We start from the raw sequence: 19,416 nt of genomic DNA, 5'->3' as shown, positions 1-19,416 counted from the left end.
GAGAACAAAATGAAAACATCACTTCGATTTTTAGCAGGCGCTGCATTCTCTGTTTCGCTGACTGCCACTCTCATTCCGGTTGCTGCTTTTTACACCCCGGAAGCGAAGGCATTCACGGTCTATTGCACCAACTGCTCAACGACCATGCAGCAGGCGCTGCAATACGCGAAAGATGTTGAGACAGCGCTGAACACCGCGCAGCAACTGCAAACGCAAATGCGCCAGTACGACGATATGATTAAGCAAGGCATTGCCCTGCCTGAAAGCCTTTATCAGTCCCTCACCGGCGACCTTCGACGCGTAGCAGATGTTTACACCAACACAAAAACATTAGGTCGCGACATCAGCGATTTGGACAAGCGCTTCCGTGAACAATTCAAGGATTACGACACCTATCTGAAATCGGCCGGTGAGTTTGACGGCGGCAACATCAGCGAACGCCAGCGCAAATGGTCCGAACAGGGCTTCGACAATGCGACGTCTGCCATACGAGCAGCAGGAATGAACGTGGGTGCGTTTGAGCAGGAAGATCGGGCACTCAATCGCGTTGTGCAGCAATCGCAGAACGCCACCGGACGTCTACAAGCCATTCAGGCAGGCAACGAAATTGCAGCGCAGAACGTCCAACAGCTCCAGAAGCTGCGAGACCTAACCGCAACGCAAATTACGCTGCAAAGCAACTACCTCGCGGCGACAACTGAAAAGGAGGCGGCCAAGGGGGCAGCTGACGAGCAGTATTTTGAAAGGAAGCCTGTACGCAGTAAAAAAGTAGGCTTTTGACTATGAGTATTTCAAAGATTTTTCTTTTGTTCCTGTGCCTCATCTCGGCACTTTTGGGTGGAGCGATTGCGACCGTTTCTGGCGCGAGCTTCGGAACCTGTGACGCTTCGGTGAATGACACCAAAGCAGACCAGAAATTTTTTTCACGCGAGCCTATTCGCAGCCCTAAACGAGGGTTTTAAATATGAAGAAGAACACCTTTTGGATTTTTCTCACGCTGCCGTTACTTCTGATTTTGAGCACGGGCGCTTTTGCGGCAGAAGGTATTGGACTGGCCGACCCTAGCGCCGAAGCGAGTTCGCTCCTCAACCTCTTACACGAGACGGCGAATAGCTGGACTGGAGAACTTGGCAAGTATGCCACCTATTTGCTTTTCAGTCTTGCTCTCATCCAGCTAGTCTGGACGTTTGGATTGAAGGCGCTTGATAGCAATCTGGAGCTTGGGAGCGTTATCGCCGACCTTCTACGTTTAATCATGGTCACATCGTTTTTCTCCATGATGATAACGTACCTTCCAAGTTGGGGCGGGCTGATGGTCGATAGCTTCCGAGAAGCGGCAGGGCGTGCGGGAGGGATGGGCAAAATGCTCTATCCCGGCGACGTGCTGGCAATCGCTGTAACGTTGTCCAATACCGTGGCTGATGGCATTTTCACCCTGTCTCCGGGTACGGCCGTTTTCAACTCCTTCATGTCCGTGATCGTGCTCCTGTGCTTCACGTTCATAGCGGCATTCATGTTTGTAACGCTCGTTGAATCCTACATCATTATCTGTGCAGGCGTTTTTCTGATGGGTTTCGGCGGCTCATCCTGGACACGTGAGTTTGCTACTTCACCGCTTAAATACATCGTCTCTGTTGGTGCAAAGCTGTTTGTTCTGACGCTGATAGTTTCTGTGATCTCGGCCAGCGCCGACGCATGGGTCGAGGCCTACACGAAGGATTCCGCATCCTCCCTGACAATTGCGGGACTGGCGATCATCTGCGCTTATCTGACAAAGACGATACCGGAATTGATCGCTGGAATGATAAACGGAACATCACTAGGCGGCGGTTCTGCAATCGGCGGGCTTGCAATGGCGGGTGCAGCCGGTGCTGCTGGCCTCGCCGTAGGGGCAGGCGCGCTCGCAGGCGGTGCCGCAAGTTCGGCCGGTGGCGGTATTGGCAGCCTAGCCAAAAGTCTTGGCTCCAGTCTTGCCGGTAATGCTCCGCAGCGCCCTCAGAGCGATGCCGACACAAGTCCAGCCTCGACTATGACCGGAGGCGCTGGCAGTCCGGCACGTTCAAGCGGCTCCTCCTCCAATGCTCCGAATACATCCGGTCAAACCGGCGAGAAAGGACGAAAGCTGGCTGGAGCTGCGATGAAAACCGCTGGTTCTATGGTCGCTCTAAGCGTTCCAGGTATGGAAAGCGCGTCTTCGCTCGGAAGCATTTCATCCGCGCCATCTGGCGGCTTTGAGGACACCCCTCGGCAGGAAGAAACCGGCAATGACCCAGCAAGCGAAAACAGCAACGTCATTCGTCCTGCACAACCGGCACCAGAGAAATAAGCAATACGGCCATCGAGCCGTGCATCTAACGACTTAGGAGACAGACCATGGAACCAATTATAAAATTTTCAATCTTTGTCGCAGTCAGCACCGCAGTCGCTTTCGGTGTATTCGGCCTGCGTTACATCTTGGTGAAAGCTGGATATGGTCCCCAACTCGACAGGGTAAACGCCTATCTCGAAGCCAACGAACACAAGATCAACGCCTTTCGCTTTGGGATAGGAATGTCGCTTCTTAGTGGTGCGTCAACTCTAACACGCGCTCCACTTATCGGAAGCAAAAGAGCTACCGCAGCTCATGCGCAAATGGCGGAGAAAATGCACGCCGCTTACCGTCGCAGAAATGAAGCAGAATAAGATATTCAATGAACAAACACCCCGCCACGCGCGGGGTTTTTTGTGCCTGAAATTAGCGACACCGTCTATTACCCACCGCCTCACGCCAACTGTGGCGCGGTCTGGCGGTGTCGTGCCTGTACCCGACAACACACTGTATCTGCGCGATAAAACAGCCGTGTGGGCTTTCGATTAAGCCGCTGTGTCAGCCTTGAATGTGATGGTGGGTAATAGACGGGCCAAATTCGCGCCTGTACGGCTCTTAGGCTGCTTTTCTGCCTCACTTTACCCAACACCATCGCCCTATCCATAAAAACGGCTCTACGTGGCTCTCAGGCGCTTTAATCGTCGTCGCAGCTTATCAGGTCTCTGGGATCGTATTTCGCGGGCTTAAGCTCCGGGGAAACGGGCGATAGCTCGGCCACTACAACCGGCTCGCCGTTTTCGTAGCTCACCAGCTCGCGTCTCCCGTCCGGGTAGCGCTGGATAACATGCCCTATGGGCGTTTCTGGCTCCCTGTAGACGATTGGATATCCTTCACTGAGAAGCCTCAATGCTTCGCTGTTGTCGTTCCGCTCGAAAGCCTGCTCAAGCGCTGTCGTCGTCCTGATCCGCCTCACCAGCTTTTCCTTTGGTGCCAACTTATTTGCTTCAACTAAGGAATATCGTCATCTCCACGACGTCACCGCCCAAACGCTGAGCTTGCCGCTCCCCTGCCAACATAGCTGATTTCTTCACGAAAGGCCTTCGCCTCGGCTCGCAGCTCATCGCTTAGCGTTGTGAGCCGATCGTGACAATTGCCGAGGATCGGAACTGGACGAATGAATATTCGAGCTGGTTTCGCAACCATAACGCTGTGATGCTATTTCTAGCATCGTTTCTATCGAGTTCATCAGGGGAACCCAGGTGTTCAGATAAACTGTCGAGTAAGCCTGTAGCGTCCGGCTTTGTATACCAGCAAGTCATGACATGAGCTGCATGGGTTGCAAACCAGAGGAACTCAGGGCGGCTGGTTCCGCTGCGGCGCCAGCCCACAACTTCAGTCGAGCTTGGATTCCCTAAAGTGCTACGTAATTCGTCTCCTTCGGCATCTGTCATCTTCTGCCAGCCAAGCACGTCACCCTTTGTCCCTGCAATCTGCACAGTGGATGAAGAACAAATATCCAAAAGCTTTTCCGCCGTCATGTCTATCGGCTCGGCTATGACCGATTTGATACTTATAGATGCAGCACAGAGCGCGCTCATAATCACGCAAAGAAGATGTTGGCGCTGGCGCTTATGCTTTTTTTCGAACATTCGTACTCTCTTGAAGAGGCAGTGCCACGATGGATCTATCGACAATAACACGGTCACATAAGACCGCATAAAAAGGTTGCGGCCGAATAAACCGGTAACCATGCGGCGTCTAGCGCTTACGACTTATCCACACGCAAACGGGTTTTAAGAATATAAGTTTTAATTAGTTTTAAAAGATTTAGGCGAAAAAATCGCCTAATTACCATTTATATACAATTAGTTACGAGAGAGGCCGGTGGTTAATAGACGGCATCGGGTGGCTAATAGACGGGTTTCGGTGGTTAATAGACGGAGAAAGGGTGGTTAATAGACGGACTATCCACAGACCGCTCTCCACTTAAACTGATAATCTTTTCCAAATGCAAAACGGCCCCGAAGGACCGTCATCAACTCTACCTGAACATCAATCGCAGTTATCTTCCGTCTATTAACCACCCTCGTTCCTGCTTGGCGGCTGGATGTCGGACATTTCACGATAAATCATTACGACCTGTGGTCCGCTTTTCCCCGGCTCCTCACGAAGGAGATACTCAGGTAAATCATTGGCAGCTATCACCTTTCGGAGATGACGAGAAAAATCCTTAAACTTACCGGTGCTGCCACTGCGCGCATAGAGCGTGCGGAACGACCACTTAGCATTTCGCCTTCCTGCGGCCCGCCGAGCCAACCTGTATAAGAACCGGCCTATGCCCGGATCTATCAGAAAATAATCGGGGTGAACGGTTAGCACGTCTGGGCTTTTACCCTCTACAATCTCGCGATAGATCCACTTCGGAGCTTCGATCTCAACGATACTAAGCTTTTTAGTGTCCGTCCGGGACACAACCCGATAGCTGCTGATAAGTCCTTCGGCTTCAACCTCCCGCATAGTTTTTCCGTCACTGGTTTGACGGTCACGAACGGTTTTGATGGTCGTCCCTTTAAGGCGATCCAATGCGGCCTCCAGTTCCTCGACCTGACGGCTCCCGTCGCCCCTTCTGGCAAATTTCAGAATGTCGGAAACGTGCGGCGTGAAGGTGCGGGACGGCTTTTCACCCTTACAGTCGCGCCAGCGGTTCACGGCTTCGGTGAGATGAGAAATCGTCATCAAAACGATGTCGTAATCCCATACGGACGCCATTCCGTCGGGACCAGATTTCACTTCAACATAGCCGTCTGGCAATTCATGGCGGATAACCTCCCCTGCACGCTTATCGCGCTTTGAAAGGCGAAATGGCGCTACGTCCATAATTGAACGATTATCGCGTCCGCCAACATCAAATAAGCCAGGCACAAAAAAGTCAGCCTGATCGTCACCTTTTGGTGCGTTTCGTACAAGAGAGAGCGCCTTGTCACGCTCTTTAAGCCGCGCCATCTGCTCATGAACGGTCGATATGTTGGAAGAATTTATAGTCGCGTGACTATCAAACTCATTCTGGCCTGTTGCCCCAGCACCCTGCGAAATGGGTTGCTCCCGCGCCGCGTTGGCACCGCGAGCGCTCTCAATTCGGCCTAATAGAGTGGAAGCATCAATCTGGCGAAGCCCTTCGGGCTTGATTGCCATGCATCACGCTCCCATTCCCGGACGGGGAGCCTGCGCACCAGAATTTCTACGAGCCTCGATCCACTGCTCAACTTCGCTCAAAACCCAAACAACATTTCGGCTTGTGAGAGCAATTCTACGTGGAAAATCTCCGCGCTTCTCCATGTTGTAAATAGTTCTATCGGATAGCGGCACTATATCGAGGAGCGTCTTGCGATTAATAAGCGTCTTTTCTCTGTTTCTGTTTTCCTTTTTCATTTCGAATACCTCTTATGCGTAGATTTGAGGTTCGATTATTGCTTGCATCTGCCCGGACAATCCAGACATTTCGTGAGAAATTATTGAATAATTTCAATACCTTCTGTCCGTAAAACGTTAGTTTCCGGACAGAAAAATGACCGCATGCCTATGTTTTGATTGGTTATTAATTTCAGTGGTTCAAAAGTTATCCACTGTCCGAAAAACGGGGGTTTTACGGACAAAGATAATTGCGAATAGTGTGCCCATATAGAATGCAAAAATCGAATTAATCGTGTTTCAAACAAAACTCGTATAAATTAGATATCCAATCGTCGATGATATCTTGTCGCCTTATAAAACCGTTACTGTTCCTAGCAAGGCGGCGCTGTATAATAATACGACCGAATTGTATATTTAAACTTCCTACCGCGATCTTTTTTCTGCTGTGATTATTAATCCTTTCAGCAGTATCAATCTGAAATCTCCTCAAAAATTCGAGATCAAATAAACCAAACTCAACGACGCTTTGAGATCGAAAAAATGCATTCAGCTGTAATTGCCCCTCATGGACAAGAAAAGAGCCTGCAATTAAACATGGCACAAAGCCTGGACGCTTCTTTTCGACTAGATCGCTCGGATTAAAAATTGAAAAAACCAAACCTCCGGATGAGGGTTCCCGCCGTGCAGTCTCTAATATCTCATTATGTTGATTAACCTCGTTGATTGGAAATTTTTTGATACGCGATACGTAATTTGGCTTAGTTATACTACCAGAATTTGAACCGTAAGCACGATCCGCTCGCCGCTCTCCGAAATGGGAAAGTACAGGAAATTTCTCCGCTAACATTTGCTTCAGTTCTGCTAGCACCTCGAGGCAATCTGGCGTGTAATCTATTGAGCACATATATGGTGCAATTTGCCAAGCTCCATCACTCCCCTCCTTTGCTTCTCTACATAAGCTGGCTGAATGATAAAGAAATGACGCTTCAGATCGAACAAATGAATTAGAAATCATTTAATAATACTATAATAAATAAAAAAATATACAGCCGATATATTCAAGAAAAACACCAAAAACGTAAAGCTTGATCTCATTTTTTGCAATGATTCACTTTTATGCTTTACCAAAATATGAAGTATAAACAATTGCTCCAAGTCTTCTCGCACAGACTCCCCTAATGAGGACACTTCCATTACCCTATTAAAGAATTTTTCTTTTTCAGAAATAACATCAATAGCAATATTTGTATAATCCATACGTCCTTGATAATCTTTTATCTTATCAGGCATAGAATAACGAAAAAACCAATGCCTTATATCAGCAATCAAACGATACGGCCGATCTTGATCTAGTTCTTTATTGTAAAGATGAACTATGTTAAACAAACCGATAGTTAGCGTCATCCCTATACTCGCAATAATTATCAAAGATCTCTCTGGTACCAAATCGTTAATCGTAGCCAAATATGCGGTGATTCCAGCAAATACTATTCCAGTTATAGTAAGTACATAACCAAGGATCACAGACCTCTGCGTTTCATACCAATCATGCCGCGCAATCACATATTGAATTGCTTTGTAAATCTTCTCAATCTGATAATAACCATCCAACTGATTTTTTAATTGTCCTATCGAATTTATTAATCCCGCGTTTAGGCGATCAACCTCAGACTGACGGGCTTCAGCAGCTTTCTTTCGTATTTCAGGATTTCCTTTTAATGTTTGTCCAGCCTTCCACATCCCATTTGGAAGGAAAAAAAGCGAAGCAAGAAAAAGTAAAGGTAATAAAGCCGCTAACATATATTCCAATCCCAAATCTCCTACCAACACATCCAAATAGAACACAGTAAACGATACACAACTAAGAATCCCGCCTGAGGCAACAGATATTTCGCCTTTAATATTCAAAAGACGTTTTGTGCACTAACATATTAACATCAACGATTATTGATTCTTAGTCCATTCATCAATCATGTCAGCCCAATCCTGCATCATTTCCGTGCGCTGCTGCCGGTACTCAGCCTTGTTGTAAACGGCACGAACGCCTCGCTGCTCGTGAGCAAGACACTTCTCAATCCAGTCCGTGTTGTAACCTGCCTCATGCAGCAACGTGCTAGCGGTGCGGCGCAGGTCGTGAGGGCCAAACTTTGTAAGCCGCGTTCCGTCCCTCTGTGCGGCCTTATAGGTCAGCGTAAGCACTTGGTTCAGCGTGGCGCTGCTCATGGGGGAATCAGTGTCATATCGCGATGGCAGGACGTAATCGGAGCCACCCGCGAACGTCTTGAGCGCAATGAAGATGTCCAGCGCTTGCCGCGAGAGAAAAACCAGATGCGGGTTGCGGCGCTTCATCCGTTCCTTAGGGATTGTCCAAAGCGCATCACTGAAACTGATTTCGCTCCAGGTGGCGTTGGTCAGCTCGCTTTTGCGCACCATTGTCAGCAGCAGAAGCTTGGCAGCAGCGCGGAACGATGGTCCCGTCGCAACGCGCTCAAGGTACTGGTACATCAGCCCGATCTCGTCCGCGGTTAAAGCGCGGTCCCTCGGTTCAAACTTGGCAATGCTGTTTGGGCGAACCAAATCGGCCGGGTTCTCTAACTTCTGGCCACGCTCGATAGCCCAACGGAATACCTGAGATACAACCTCGCGAGCATGGACTGCTGTCGCCGGTGCTCCCCGTTCTACAATCGCATCGAGATGATTGCGCAAGTCTTCATGGGTAATTTCTGCGAGCTTCCAGCTCCCGAATTTGGATTTGAGATCGCGCTCAAAGACCGAACGGCGCATATCACGCGTCGACTCTGCCATCTGATAGCCGCGTAGCCATTTCTCGGCCCATTCTGCAAAGCTCTCAGATCCACGCAAACGTGCTTTATCTCGCGCCTTCTCTTTGGCCGGAGATTTCCCGGCCGCGATGAGTTTCTTCGCTTCGTTCAGACGCTCTCTGGCTTCGGCCAGCGTGATGCCGCTCGCACCATAGCGCCCGAAAGTGACCGTCTCCTGCCGTCCGTGGATAGCGTAGTTGTAGCGAAAGGAGATCGAACCCGCAGGAGTTACGGCAACATATAGCCCGTCTCGGTCATTCACTTTGTAGAGCGTGGCTTGCGGTTTCAGGTTGCGCAGCTTGGTATCTGTCAGCACGACACGGCCTTTCAACGCTCTGAAAATACCATGATTAAAAACCGGCAAATTAGAGCGTTTCTTTCCTTTAATATCAGTGGCTTAATCATTTTCAATACCATGATGCCGGGGATTTTGCCGTCATGGTATTGCGCTGATAGCATGGCATCGGGCTGCGAAATACCATTTTTCATGCCATGAAAAATTTCTTCTTGGTGGTGCCAATCCATGCCAGACAGTGCAGCACCAAAAAACAAAAAAGCCCGCAATTACGCGGGCTTAGCTGCTATTTCATGCTCTTTGGTGCCGGTCTTTACCAGACGCCAAATTATTCCCACTCGATTGTGCCTGGCGGCTTCGAGGTTACGTCATAGACAACGCGGTTGATGCCGCGGACTTCGTTGATGATCCGCGTTGCCGCATTACCGAGGAAGTTCATGTCGTAATGATAGAAATCAGCCGTCATGCCATCGACCGATGTCACTGCCCGCAGCGCGCAGACGAATTCATACGTGCGCCCATCGCCCATCACACCCACTGTCTGAACGGGAAGCAAAACAGCAAAGGCTTGCCAGATCGCGTCATAAAGACCAGCCTTGCGGATTTCATCCAGATAGATGGCATCGGCTTCGCGCAAGATTTCAAGCTTCTGGCGCGTAATGCCGCCCGGGCAGCGGATAGCAAGACCAGGTCCCGGAAAGGGATGACGACCAATAAAACTGTCAGGCAGGCCCAATTCCTTGCCGAGCAGGCGGACTTCGTCCTTGAACAGCTCGCGCAGCGGTTCAACGAGCTGCATCTTCATGCGCTCGGGCAGACCACCCACATTATGGTGTGATTTGATCGTCACCGACGGTCCACCGGTAAACGACACGCTTTCGATAACATCGGGGTAAAGCGTGCCTTGAACGAGGAAATCGGCACCGCCAAGCTTCTTGGCCTCTTCCTCGAACACTTCGATGAACAGACGGCCGATCGTCTTGCGCTTCTTTTCCGGATCGCTCTCGCCTTCCAGTTCGCCAATGAAACGGTCGGCGGCGTCAACAAGAATTAGCGGCAGATTGTAATGCTCGCGAAACATCTCCACGACCTTGGCAGCTTCGTCCTTGCGCATCAGACCATGGTCGACAAGGATACAAGTAAGCTGATCGCCAATGGCTTCATGCGCCAGAAGGGCCGCTACGGAAGAATCCACACCACCCGATAGCGCGCAGATAACCTTGCCACTGCCGACCTGCTTGCGGATCGCTTCCACAGCCTGCTCGCGATAGGCACCCATCGTCCAGCCGGGCTTAACGCCAACTATACGGTGAACGAAATTCTGCAACAGTTTGGCACCATCGGGCGTATGCACAACTTCCGGGTGGAACTGCACACCGTAATATTTGCGCTTTTCGTCGGCAACGGCAGCATAGGGCGCATTGGGTGACGTGCCGATGATCGCAAAACCATCCGGCAGCGCTGTAACACGATCACCGTGGCTCATCCACACCTGATGCCGGGTCCCCTTGGCCCAGATGCCGTGAAACAGCGGACTGTCTTCCTGAACATCGAGAAACGCGCGACCGAACTCGCGGTCATGGCCAGCCTCGACCTTGCCGCCTAACTGTTCGCACATGGTCTGCTCGCCATAGCAGATGCCGAGAACCGGAATACCAGCCTCGAAAACAGCCTGTGGCGCGCGAGGGCTGCCGATATCGGTCGTCGAATGCGGGCTACCAGAAAGGATGACCCCCTTGGGGTTGAGACGCTTGAAAGCGTCTTCCGCAGTCTGGAAGGCCGCGATTTCGCAATAGACATTGGCTTCGCGCACGCGGCGCGCGATCAGCTGTGTGACCTGACTGCCAAAGTCGATGATAAGGATTGTGTCGGGATGTGCGGTGGTGCTCATGTGCAGCATCTAGTTAAAAATTGGCGGGGATGCAACGATTAAGTATGCCCTATAGACTTTCTGTCCCCCCTCCTCAACAAGAGAGGGATATAAAATTCGGTTATCCTGACACAGCCATGTCAGGAGAACACAGCAGACCCTCGGTTATCGCTTTTTCGAGCTTTTCCACTGCCACAGCCATTTTTTCATCGATCAGGTGAAGATATTGCGTCCAGTCGCCGACATGGCTCAATTCCTCTGCCCCATCCGATATACCGCGCAGCCCGAAAAGCGGTACATCAAAGGTCTGACAAGAACGTAGACAGGCAAAACTTTCCATATCGACCATATCCGCATCAATTCCTGCATAGGCGGTGCCAGAAACAATATTGGCACCAGTCGAAAGTGATGCACTTGCCAGTCCCGGTATCGAAAATGGCATATCCAATATGAGCGGCAGATCGAGAAGCGGCGTCCTGCCTTTCTCAAAACCGAGCGGCGAGGCATCCATATCCCGATAGGAAACCGAGGAAACCTGATAAAGTTCGGCCTGCGGCAGCCTCGCAGAACCTGCCGATCCCAGCGATATGACGAGATCGGGCATAGTGCCCTCGTGGCGCAATTGTGCGAGCATCTGCGTCAGCTTGACTGCCGCCTCGACGGGGCCGATGCCGGTCATCAGCGGTGTGAACATGGAACGCAAATGCGGACCATATTCGGGCTCCGCCGCCATAACATAAAGCAGGCGCTTTCCTGAAACCGTCTTGAGCGGGTTTTCACGCGTATAGGGTTGCGTCGCACTCCCGCTGATCTCGATTGAGCGAAGACTGTCAAATCCAGACATGTTGTTCCATTCGGGTATCATTTCTCGCGAGTGATAGGCGATAGTGAATTCAGGAAGACCTTCATACGGCCTCAAAGCGACCGCTTCCAGCTTTATTTCATTCAAGGTGACCGGGAACCAAATTCACGCCTGTTTGTTCGGTTGTCAGCAGAATTACACGACACGGTTTCCTTTTCGCGTGTCTGCTATATTTTATTCTACAGAAAAGGTGCGGACGGTTTCGTACAGATCAACGCGCCATTATATTGAGCGAGGCAAAAGACAAACATGTCGTATCAAGGGTTTTTCAGAAAATGGGGCGTCATTTTGCTGATGGCAAGTGCCGGATTTGCGACCAGCGCACAGGCACAGGTCGTGGTCTCCTCCAAGATCGATACGGAAGGCGGTGTTCTGGGCAACATCATTCTTAGCTTGCTCAATGCCAACAATATCAAGACCACCGACCGCATCCAGCTTGGTGCGACGCCCGTAGTCCGCAAGGCCATCAGCGCAGGTGAAATCGATATCTACCCCGAATATACCGGCAATGCCGCTTTCTTTTTCAATAAAGCGGATGATCCGCTCTGGAAAGACCCGGCCAAGGCCTATGAATCCGCCAAGAAGCTCGATTATGATGCCAACAAAATCGTCTGGCTTGCGCCCTCGCCCGCCAACAACACCTGGGGCATTGCCATTCGCAAAGATGTGGCTGACGAAAACAAGCTTGCGAACCTCAGCGATTTTGGAAAATACGTGGCAGATGGGGGTAAGGCCGTACTTGCAGCCTCTGCGGAATTTGTGAACTCGGCTGCAGCCCTGCCCGCGTTCCAGACGACTTATCAATTTACGCTCAAGCCGGACCAGCTCATCACCCTTTCGGGCGGTGATACGGCAGCCACCATTGCCGCGGCTGCCAACCAGACAAATGGTGCAAATGCGGCCATGGTCTATGGTACGGATGGTGGTATCGCACCTTCGGACCTCGTGGTGCTCGAAGACGACAAACACGTGCAGCCGGTCTACCAGCCAGCCCCGATCATCCGTGAGGAGACGCTGAAAAAGAACCCGGAGATCGAAACGCTTTTGAAGCCAGTTTTTGAAAAGCTCGACCTTGCCACCCTGCAGGACCTTAACGGTCGCGTGCAGCTTGGCGGAGAGCCTGCAAAGGCTGTGGCGGAAGATTTTCTGGCCAAGAATGGCTTTATCAAATAGGCACCGAGGTAGATGACAGGGTGGATGACAGTTGTCGGCTAACACAGCAGCGCATCGTCTCATCACTGCAAATTCGATCCCCCGCTTAGACCGGCTGGGGCTGACTTTCGCATTTTTGGGCGCGGCGGGACTTTTGCTTCCCTTCGCGACATTCCGGGCCAACCGCATCGTGCCGGGCGAACCGCGCTTCATTTTCGACGCCCTGCCAATGGTGGCGGCAACAATACTGGTGGCGATCATTGTCGCAAGCCTGATTGCAGCGGTTTTCTGCGAACGCCCCGCTATCAGGCTTGGTGCGAGCCTTGCAATGCTTGCGGTTGTGTTCGTCACAATAGGACTTTCCGCATCCCATCTGGCCCCGGAAGGCAATAATTACGCCCGTGTTTCTCCAGCTTCCGGCTTCTGGCTGCTTCTCTTTGCAGCGATGCTTTACGTTACAGACAGTCTTGTGCGGCTTCATTTGCGCCCGCTTATCCGCATGGCTCTTGTTGTAATCGCTGCACTGCTTCTGCTCCTGTTTTTTTCGTCGGGCCTTTGGGATGACATTTCCTTCATGAAGGAGTACCAAGGCCGTGCAGACAGTTTCTGGAATGAAGCGCGGAACCATATCGAACTTGCGCTCGGCTCGCTCACAGCCGCTACGCTGGTCGGCATTCCGCTCGGCCTTCTCTGCCATCACTTCCCGAAACTGCGCGCCCTGGTCCTCAACACCCTCAACATCGTCCAGACCATACCGTCCATGGCGCTGTTCGGCCTGCTGATCGCACCCTTGAGCTGGTTTGCGCTACAATTTCCGTTTGCCGCCAGTCTCGGTATCCGCGGCATCGGTACAGCCCCTGCCTTCATTGCGCTTTTTCTTTATTCGCTGCTGCCGATTGTCGCCAACACGGTGGCAGGCCTTGCCAGTGTTCCCGAACCGATCCGCGATGCGGCGCGTGGTATGGGCATGACGCGGATGCAGCGCCTGTTCAAGACCGAGCTACCGCTCGCCTTGCCCGTAATTCTCACCGGTATCCGCATCGTTATGGTGCAGAATATCGGGCTCACAACCATTGCTGCACTGATCGGCGGCGGTGGTTTTGGTGTCTTTATCTTTCAGGGCATTGGTCAGACTGCGATGGATCTGGTGCTGCTCGGTGCGCTGCCGACCGTACTTCTGGCATTTGCCGCTGGCGCCATTCTCGACGCACTCATCGAAATCACCGATAAAGAAAAGGGATAGGGAAAACCCGTATGATCGAGTTCGACCGTATCACCAAAACCTATCAGGACCGCACGGTGGTCGATCATGTCAGCTTCACCGTGGAACCGCGCAGCGTCGTGGCTATTGTCGGCACATCTGGGTCCGGCAAGACGACGCTTTTGCGCATGGTTAACCGGCTGGTCGAGCCCACGGACGGCGAAATTCGCATAGACGGGAAAAACAATCACGACACGCCGGGCCATGAATTGCGCCGACATATCGGCTATGCGATCCAACAGCACGGGCTTTTCCCGCACCGTAGCGTTGCTGAAAATATCGCAACCGTCCCTGCCCTCCTCCGCTGGACAAAAAAGCGCATTCATGCACGCGTCGATGAACTTCTTGATCTATTTCAACTTGACCCGCAGGAGTATCGCGACCGCTATCCGCATGAACTGTCGGGTGGGCAGCAACAGCGCATTGGCGTGGCGCGTGCACTTGCTGCCGGACCCAATATTCTTTTGATGGACGAGCCTTTCGGCGCCCTTGATCCGGTGATAAGGGCAAAGGCGCAGGAAGATCTCAAGTCTATTCAAAGACGTCTTGGCACCACCATCCTGCTTGTTACTCACGACATGGAAGAAGCTATTTCATTGGGCGATACCATTGCGGTTATGGACGACGGCCAGCTTCTGCAATATGGAACGCCTGCCGAGATTCTGATGCACCCGGCCACCGATTTTGTGGAAAAGCTGATAGGCACTGGTGAACGCCCCTTCCGGCTTTTGTCGCTTAACGATCTCAAAACAGTGCTTCAGCCGGGCGACGCTTCCGGCTCTCCCATCTCCGTCACAGCTTCGCAGCGTGATGCGTTGGCCGAACTTTTATGGTCGGGGCGTAAAGCGCTTCCCGTTCTTGACGGTGATAACCGACCGCTTGGTTGTGTGACGCTGGATCGTCTGCTGCGGCAGGCCGGGCGTGAAACATGAAAACAGCCTTCTTGCTTTTGCCGCGCCTCATGCTTTTTGTAGTACTGCTTTTCTTTCTCGTGAAGCCGCAACTGTTCGAGCCCTTGCTGCGTCCCCTTGTCGATGAAGGCATGCCGGTGATCTATGACCGCGCCAACCTGATGATCTTGACTTTGCAGCATCTGGCATTGGTAGCCATTGCAACCCTCGGCTCTGCAGTGATCGCTATTGCCATGGCGATTTTCGTTACACGCAAATGGGGGGCTGAATTTCTGCCGCTGTCTCGTAGCCTCGTTAATATTGGGCAGACCTTCCCACCAGTTGCCGTTTTGGCGCTTGCGGTACCGATATTCGGTTTCGGTGACAAGCCGACGCTGATCGCACTTTTTCTCTATGGTATGCTGCCTATATTCGAGAATACGCTGACCGGCTTGACCACGCTCCCCTCCCCAGTTGTGGAAGCAGCGCGCGGTATGGGTATGACCGGCTTACAGCGCCTGGTGAAAGTGGAGTTGCCTCTTGCCCTCCCTATCATCCTTGCCGGAATCCGGCTGACGGCAATTATTGGATTGGGGACGGCGACGATCGGATCAACGGTTGCCGCGAAGACGCTGGGCGAAGTTATCATCGCCGGACTTATTTCCAATAACCTTTCCTTCATCGTACAGGGTGGTCTTGTGGTAGCTGCACTTGCAGTTCTCGTTTTTGGACTGTTCCAAGCGTTTGAACACCATCTCGTCAAGCGGTCAGACGGTCAGATTGAAACTTGAGTTCTTTGTGATTTCATACATTCAAACCCACTTTTATACTGTTGGTCAATGCAACCCATAGTGGTAAACAATGCGTCATTCCCTGCGGTATTTTTTATGTAAGGCTCCCGCAACAACGGCCTTGATCGTGAACTCGCCAAGAGCGGCCTTTTGCGTCAATATACGGAGATAGCCGCCTGGAGACTGGATGTTGTCATATCGTTCCAGAATGTAGGCAATTGTAATCGCAGTGTTACAGGCTCCTAGCATCTTGTTGGCAAGACAATAAAGCTTTGTGTCGATACCGATGAACCCTCGTATTTTCTCAGCTGTTTCGATGAGTTGGTGCCATTGCCGGATTGGATGGCTGGCATAGGTCTGGATTTCTGGACAGGCTCTGAGAACCATGTCGAGGGAAATATCCGGTTCTTGTGAGACTAGCCTTTTGTCAGATATCGATTTCGAATTCTTAACGTTGACTTCTTCATATTGAGAATCTGGTTTTGATTCAATTTGCTGCCGCTCATTCTGGGATTCATTGCCGCTTAAAATTTCAACATTCTTATTATTATTCAATAGGTTATCTATTTCAGCAAAAAGGCTTTCCATAGATTCAACCAGACGAACCAGTGTGCTGTGTTGTGTACGACGCGGAATGGTTTCAACGATAGCTCGAAAGCGGGAATGAATGTCATTCCAGTTTCCGGATAAGTTTTCGGTCATGGCGAAAGTGATAAGCTTGGTAATATCGCGGCGTAGCAGCGTCAAACGTTCACGCAATTCACGCAGCGCTGCCTTTTCTGATCTTACACGTTCAGCAGCAGTTTCCAGCTCATGGGCGCGGGCGAGAAGCGGAGCTAGTGAGAAGCCGAATGCGATCTGCATCTCTCCTCCTTTGGCGCGGCGAGCGTAACGTTTGCCATTTGGGCTGTCCTGACGCGCTATGAAACCTGCTTCGACCAGCGCACTAAGATGGCGACGCAAAGTGGCATCTGCCATGCCATGGGCACGCAGAGCCAGGTGCTTGTTGGAAGGGAAAACGATCAAGCGATCGCTGGCGCTCAGTTCCTGTTGTGGATGGAACGATAAAAGAGCTGAGAGCACGCCCAGTGAGCGATCGCTGACGGCATAGCTATCTTTAGCTTCGCACAGCCATTTGTACAATTGCCACTTATCGGCCTTGAGCCCCTGTGGCATCTGCTGAACATTTTGCTGTACTGAAAACAAGGCAGCCGTCATCCTTCGACTGCCAAACGGCGTCGAGGCCAATTGCATCTCCATTTTCTTTACCTTTCACAAGGCAAAAGAAACCTTCCCGCCAAAAATGACGCTAATTACACTTGACAGTGATTCGTGGATTTGCGATTCTCTAGCTGCTAAACCAATGAGAAGGGCTTCCACGCGGCGACGTTTGGGGGCCTTTTTCTTTTGCTGCTTTGTCCTTTATCCTAAATTGTTTTTACGCCTGTAATCATACTCAGCTACGCGGCAGAGGTACGAACCCTGTACCATCTCCCAAAAAAATCATCTCTCTTCATCATCCTGAAACGCCGTATAAAGTGCGTCCAGATTATGGGAGAGCCATTGCGCAAAGCGCGGTCCATTTGTGGCACTCAAGGCAAGCGTTGCCGATTTTCCACTTTGTTTGAAGACAGCGCTTACCGATCTGTCGGATGCAGTCCATGTCGATCCAGGGCGAGATGCGGCCTTAGTCACGGGCCTTTTGGATGTGCTTCCCTTAAGATAACCGTAAAGTTGTTCAAATCGCTCACCGGACGTAGCTTTACTAAAGATATCAGTCGCAAGAAGTTCTCGCGCAGCGTCCAACTTTCCGGGAATTTCGATGAGTTTACGCAGTTCCAGCCAGCGATCACGGCCAATTCCTTTTGCCGGACCAACGGAAAAAAGAATATCCTCGGGAATAGCCTTCGGGATAGTCAGCATCTTCGACAAGGTTTGGTAATCCACGGTCAGAGCCGCCTGAATGGCATTTCTGTCGAAGCCACGGCCTTCCAGGCGGGCCGCGAACAGGACCCTCTCGATAAAACTCAGGTTCGCACGGGCTGAGTTTTCCTGCCCCTGGCTCAAGATGTGTTCGAGATCAGCAAGCGGCTTGATGACCGCCTTGACCTTTATACCAAGTTCCCGAGCAACCCGTGCGCGACGATGACCGAACACGATCATATAGCGGTCACTGGCTTCCGGATGAGGGCGAACCAGAATAGGGCTATCCTGCCCACGTTCTCGGATTACTTCAAGAAGGCTCTTATAATCTTCATCGTCCGTATCGGGCAGACGGTCAGCGACAAAGGATTCATCAAGACCATTGGGGTCAAGCTCGACGACGGTTTCCCCGTCGAGTTTCCAGGAGGCCTGTTTTGCAAGTTCATCAATTGAGGCAGAGAGCGATTTCGCAGCACCGAACCGACGCGAAACAGCACCAGCGGGAGGCACAGCCTGCTCTGCTACTGGTTCATCGCGCATCACGCTTTCAAAGATGTTCTTCCGTGCCATTTTCTCGGTCTCAATAGGATTATTTATTTGATCTTGTTATGAATTTGCCGATTTAGACGGCAGTCTATCGCCCCCATGCCGCATGAATCAGCCCACGTATTTCTGAATTAACCGATTCCATTGATTCCATTGCCCGATCATAAGTTACGCGGTTCATGGAGGAGCGCTCGACTTCATACAGTGTCTGTTTGGTAAGCCCTGCATCTGATATAGCCGTCGATTTCAACATTTGATGCTGAAGCATGTGTGAAGCCAGCATGCTTTGCATGAAACCCACCATCTGTGCTTGCGGTACATCGGTAGGTTCATAGCGGGTAATCAGGTAGCGGAACCAGTCGAGATGCACGGTCCCACCTGCCTGACGAACAGTCTTCAGAATGTCGCCGAGCATCAGTAGAAACTGTGACATGGACATAAGATCTAACATCTGCGGATGCACTGTAATGAGCACCGATGTGGCTGCCGACAGCGCTGTTAGTGTCAGATATCCAAGCTGGGGCGGGCAATCAATGATGACAACATCATATGTATCGTCGACTTCTGCCAGCGTGCGGGCAATGCGGTTCCAGAATGTCTTGCCTTCGCCGCCATTCTGCATGGCTAAAGGCGTGTCATACTCGTATTCCTGAAGCTCCAGCATGGCAGGAATGATATCTAGGCCCGGAAAATTCGTCTGACGGATGATATCCCGTATGGGTTTCTTTTCGGAATCGTAACGAATAGCTTCGTACAGTGAAGGGAACTCGTCGAGTTCCGGCTGAATACCGTGCAAAGCCGAAAGCGATGCCTGCGGATCGAGATCAATCGCTAGCACGCGGTGACCGGTAAGCGCCATATGCTGCGCAAGATGGGCGGCGGTCGTTGTTTTTCCTGAACCACCCTTGAAATTGACAACGCCGATAACCTGCATTTTTTCATGCAACCGCCGATGCGGTACGTAACGCTTTACTTCAGCTCTGCCGTTTTGGTCCAGCCATTGACGCAATTCCTGTACTTGCTCAACCGTATAGGCGCGCCGACCTCCCGAGAGGATAATCGGCTCGACCCCCTTACCTTCCAGGTGCAGTTTCTTAAGATTGCTCGGCGAGACACCTAGAAAGTAAGCCGCTTCCGCCATGGAGAACTGTCGCAAATTTTTTCGGGCATTTGGTGGGAAGTTTTCATGGCGCAGCAAGTTGAGCTTGCGGGAGATTTCTCTCCCCTGTTCTAATATCATATCGTCAAACGATAAAGTTGCTGCTGCAGAATTTGCGATATTCAT

20 protein-coding genes are annotated in these 19,416 nt (G+C 51.3%); 7 read left to right on the top strand and 13 right to left on the bottom strand.

Annotated features, from left to right (window positions below; all coding sequences use genetic code 11):
• The first annotated feature begins 9 nt into the window (after window positions 1-9).
• The 3 genes from trbJ (at window position 10) to AAIB41_RS11470 (ending at window position 2,682) form a co-directional block, all read left to right on the top strand.
• The gene (gene trbJ, locus AAIB41_RS11480; protein WP_343315429.1) at window positions 10-780 is read left to right on the top strand and encodes a P-type conjugative transfer protein TrbJ; all 771 of its coding nucleotides are present in this window, start codon (window positions 10-12) and stop codon (window positions 778-780) included.
• Window positions 781-964: 184 nt separating this feature from the next.
• Window positions 965-2,326 carry a P-type conjugative transfer protein TrbL gene (gene trbL / locus AAIB41_RS11475; RefSeq protein ID WP_343315428.1) on the top strand — a complete coding sequence of 454 codons (1,362 nt, stop codon included), beginning with the start codon at window positions 965-967 and terminating at the stop codon, window positions 2,324-2,326.
• A gap of 47 nt (window positions 2,327-2,373) precedes the next feature.
• Window positions 2,374-2,682, top strand: coding sequence for a hypothetical protein (locus AAIB41_RS11470; protein ID WP_343315427.1), 309 nt, complete (start codon window positions 2,374-2,376; stop codon window positions 2,680-2,682).
• A 320-nt stretch (window positions 2,683-3,002) separates the two neighbouring features.
• Here AAIB41_RS11470 and AAIB41_RS11465 read toward each other — a convergent pair whose 3' ends face one another.
• The 10 genes from AAIB41_RS11465 to AAIB41_RS11420 form a co-directional block, all read right to left on the bottom strand.
• Window positions 3,003-3,302: a hypothetical protein gene (locus AAIB41_RS11465; RefSeq protein WP_343315426.1), complete on the bottom strand. Its 300-nt coding sequence runs from the start codon at window positions 3,300-3,302 to the stop codon at window positions 3,003-3,005.
• A 130-nt stretch (window positions 3,303-3,432) separates the two neighbouring features.
• On the bottom strand, window positions 3,433-3,957 hold the full coding sequence (locus tag AAIB41_RS11460) for a hypothetical protein (RefSeq protein WP_343315425.1): 525 nt from the start codon (window positions 3,955-3,957) through the stop codon (window positions 3,433-3,435).
• Between the two features lie 427 nt (window positions 3,958-4,384).
• Complete coding sequence (locus AAIB41_RS11455) at window positions 4,385-5,500, bottom strand: replication initiator protein A (protein WP_343315424.1); 1,116 nt, start codon at window positions 5,498-5,500, stop codon at window positions 4,385-4,387.
• A 3-nt stretch (window positions 5,501-5,503) separates the two neighbouring features.
• Complete coding sequence (locus AAIB41_RS11450; protein WP_343315423.1) at window positions 5,504-5,737, bottom strand: AlpA family phage regulatory protein; 234 nt, start codon at window positions 5,735-5,737, stop codon at window positions 5,504-5,506.
• 268 nt (window positions 5,738-6,005) lie between these two features.
• A complete protein-coding gene (locus AAIB41_RS11445) occupies window positions 6,006-6,734 on the bottom strand; it encodes a hypothetical protein (RefSeq protein WP_343315422.1) in 729 nt (242 codons plus the stop codon).
• Window positions 6,731-7,528: a hypothetical protein gene (locus AAIB41_RS11440; protein ID WP_343315421.1), complete on the bottom strand. Its 798-nt coding sequence runs from the start codon at window positions 7,526-7,528 to the stop codon at window positions 6,731-6,733. The genes AAIB41_RS11445 and AAIB41_RS11440 overlap by 4 nt, the downstream gene beginning before the upstream one ends.
• A gap of 135 nt (window positions 7,529-7,663) precedes the next feature.
• Window positions 7,664-8,857 carry a tyrosine-type recombinase/integrase gene (locus AAIB41_RS11435; RefSeq protein ID WP_343315420.1) on the bottom strand — a complete coding sequence of 398 codons (1,194 nt, stop codon included), beginning with the start codon at window positions 8,855-8,857 and terminating at the stop codon, window positions 7,664-7,666.
• Window positions 8,858-8,868: 11 nt separating this feature from the next.
• The gene (locus tag AAIB41_RS11430) at window positions 8,869-9,093 is read right to left on the bottom strand and encodes a hypothetical protein (RefSeq protein WP_343315419.1); all 225 of its coding nucleotides are present in this window, start codon (window positions 9,091-9,093) and stop codon (window positions 8,869-8,871) included.
• A gap of 71 nt (window positions 9,094-9,164) precedes the next feature.
• Entirely contained in the window at window positions 9,165-10,727 is a 1,563-nt protein-coding gene (gene guaA, locus AAIB41_RS11425) for a glutamine-hydrolyzing GMP synthase (protein ID WP_343315418.1), read from the bottom strand.
• A gap of 100 nt (window positions 10,728-10,827) precedes the next feature.
• Window positions 10,828-11,550 (bottom strand): 5'-methylthioadenosine/S-adenosylhomocysteine nucleosidase, encoded by a 723-nt coding sequence (locus AAIB41_RS11420; protein ID WP_343315417.1) that lies wholly within the window; start codon window positions 11,548-11,550, stop codon window positions 10,828-10,830.
• Between the two features lie 267 nt (window positions 11,551-11,817).
• On the opposite strand from AAIB41_RS11420, the gene AAIB41_RS11415 reads away from it, so the two are divergent.
• The 4 genes from AAIB41_RS11415 to AAIB41_RS11400 are packed head-to-tail and all read left to right on the top strand — an operon-like array spanning window position 11,818 to window position 15,662.
• Complete coding sequence (locus tag AAIB41_RS11415; protein WP_343315416.1) at window positions 11,818-12,741, top strand: ABC transporter substrate-binding protein; 924 nt, start codon at window positions 11,818-11,820, stop codon at window positions 12,739-12,741.
• A gap of 31 nt (window positions 12,742-12,772) precedes the next feature.
• Complete coding sequence (locus AAIB41_RS11410; RefSeq protein WP_343315415.1) at window positions 12,773-13,963, top strand: ABC transporter permease; 1,191 nt, start codon at window positions 12,773-12,775, stop codon at window positions 13,961-13,963.
• Between the two features lie 11 nt (window positions 13,964-13,974).
• Window positions 13,975-14,913, top strand: coding sequence for an ABC transporter ATP-binding protein (locus tag AAIB41_RS11405; RefSeq protein WP_343315414.1), 939 nt, complete (start codon window positions 13,975-13,977; stop codon window positions 14,911-14,913).
• Window positions 14,910-15,662 (top strand): ABC transporter permease, encoded by a 753-nt coding sequence (locus AAIB41_RS11400; protein ID WP_343315413.1) that lies wholly within the window; start codon window positions 14,910-14,912, stop codon window positions 15,660-15,662. The genes AAIB41_RS11405 and AAIB41_RS11400 overlap by 4 nt, the downstream gene beginning before the upstream one ends.
• A gap of 75 nt (window positions 15,663-15,737) precedes the next feature.
• On the opposite strand, the gene repC is transcribed toward AAIB41_RS11400, so the two are convergent.
• The 3 genes from repC to repA all read right to left on the bottom strand — a co-directional run bounded on the left by repC (window position 15,738) and on the right by repA (window position 19,416).
• Window positions 15,738-16,922 carry a plasmid replication protein RepC gene (gene repC / locus AAIB41_RS11395; protein WP_343315412.1) on the bottom strand — a complete coding sequence of 395 codons (1,185 nt, stop codon included), beginning with the start codon at window positions 16,920-16,922 and terminating at the stop codon, window positions 15,738-15,740.
• Between the two features lie 243 nt (window positions 16,923-17,165).
• The gene (gene repB, locus AAIB41_RS11390) at window positions 17,166-18,155 is read right to left on the bottom strand and encodes a plasmid partitioning protein RepB (RefSeq protein WP_343315411.1); all 990 of its coding nucleotides are present in this window, start codon (window positions 18,153-18,155) and stop codon (window positions 17,166-17,168) included.
• Between the two features lie 64 nt (window positions 18,156-18,219).
• Window positions 18,220-19,416, bottom strand: a complete 1,197-nt coding sequence (repA, locus tag AAIB41_RS11385; protein WP_343315410.1) for a plasmid partitioning protein RepA — start codon at window positions 19,414-19,416, stop codon at window positions 18,220-18,222.

The sequence above is a fragment of the Brucella sp. BE17 genome (genome assembly GCF_039545455.1).
Classification (GTDB): domain Bacteria; phylum Pseudomonadota; class Alphaproteobacteria; order Rhizobiales; family Rhizobiaceae; genus Brucella.
Note: the sequence above shows the minus strand (reverse complement) of the source record. Positions and strands in the feature narration are given on the sequence as shown.

Excerpts from the sequence above, each read along its gene's own strand:
- trbJ (WP_343315429.1), top strand. The coding sequence starts at position 10 with ATGAAAACATCACTTCGATTTTTAGCAGGCGCTGCATTCTCTGTTTCG.
- trbL (WP_343315428.1), top strand. The coding sequence starts at position 965 with ATGAAGAAGAACACCTTTTGGATTTTTCTCACGCTGCCGTTACTTCTG.
- AAIB41_RS11470 (WP_343315427.1), top strand. The coding sequence starts at position 2,374 with ATGGAACCAATTATAAAATTTTCAATCTTTGTCGCAGTCAGCACCGCA.
- AAIB41_RS11460 (WP_343315425.1), bottom strand. The coding sequence starts at position 3,957 with ATGTTCGAAAAAAAGCATAAGCGCCAGCGCCAACATCTTCTTTGCGTG.
- AAIB41_RS11455 (WP_343315424.1), bottom strand. The coding sequence starts at position 5,500 with ATGGCAATCAAGCCCGAAGGGCTTCGCCAGATTGATGCTTCCACTCTA.
- AAIB41_RS11450 (WP_343315423.1), bottom strand. The coding sequence starts at position 5,737 with ATGAAAAAGGAAAACAGAAACAGAGAAAAGACGCTTATTAATCGCAAG.
- AAIB41_RS11445 (WP_343315422.1), bottom strand. The coding sequence starts at position 6,734 with ATGATTTCTAATTCATTTGTTCGATCTGAAGCGTCATTTCTTTATCAT.
- guaA (WP_343315418.1), bottom strand. The coding sequence starts at position 10,727 with ATGAGCACCACCGCACATCCCGACACAATCCTTATCATCGACTTTGGC.
- AAIB41_RS11420 (WP_343315417.1), bottom strand. The coding sequence starts at position 11,550 with ATGTCTGGATTTGACAGTCTTCGCTCAATCGAGATCAGCGGGAGTGCG.
- AAIB41_RS11415 (WP_343315416.1), top strand. The coding sequence starts at position 11,818 with ATGTCGTATCAAGGGTTTTTCAGAAAATGGGGCGTCATTTTGCTGATG.
- AAIB41_RS11405 (WP_343315414.1), top strand. The coding sequence starts at position 13,975 with ATGATCGAGTTCGACCGTATCACCAAAACCTATCAGGACCGCACGGTG.
- AAIB41_RS11400 (WP_343315413.1), top strand. The coding sequence starts at position 14,910 with ATGAAAACAGCCTTCTTGCTTTTGCCGCGCCTCATGCTTTTTGTAGTA.
- repC (WP_343315412.1), bottom strand. The coding sequence starts at position 16,922 with ATGGAGATGCAATTGGCCTCGACGCCGTTTGGCAGTCGAAGGATGACG.
- repB (WP_343315411.1), bottom strand. The coding sequence starts at position 18,155 with ATGGCACGGAAGAACATCTTTGAAAGCGTGATGCGCGATGAACCAGTA.
- repA (WP_343315410.1), bottom strand. The coding sequence starts at position 19,416 with ATGAATATCGCAAATTCTGCAGCAGCAACTTTATCGTTTGACGATATG.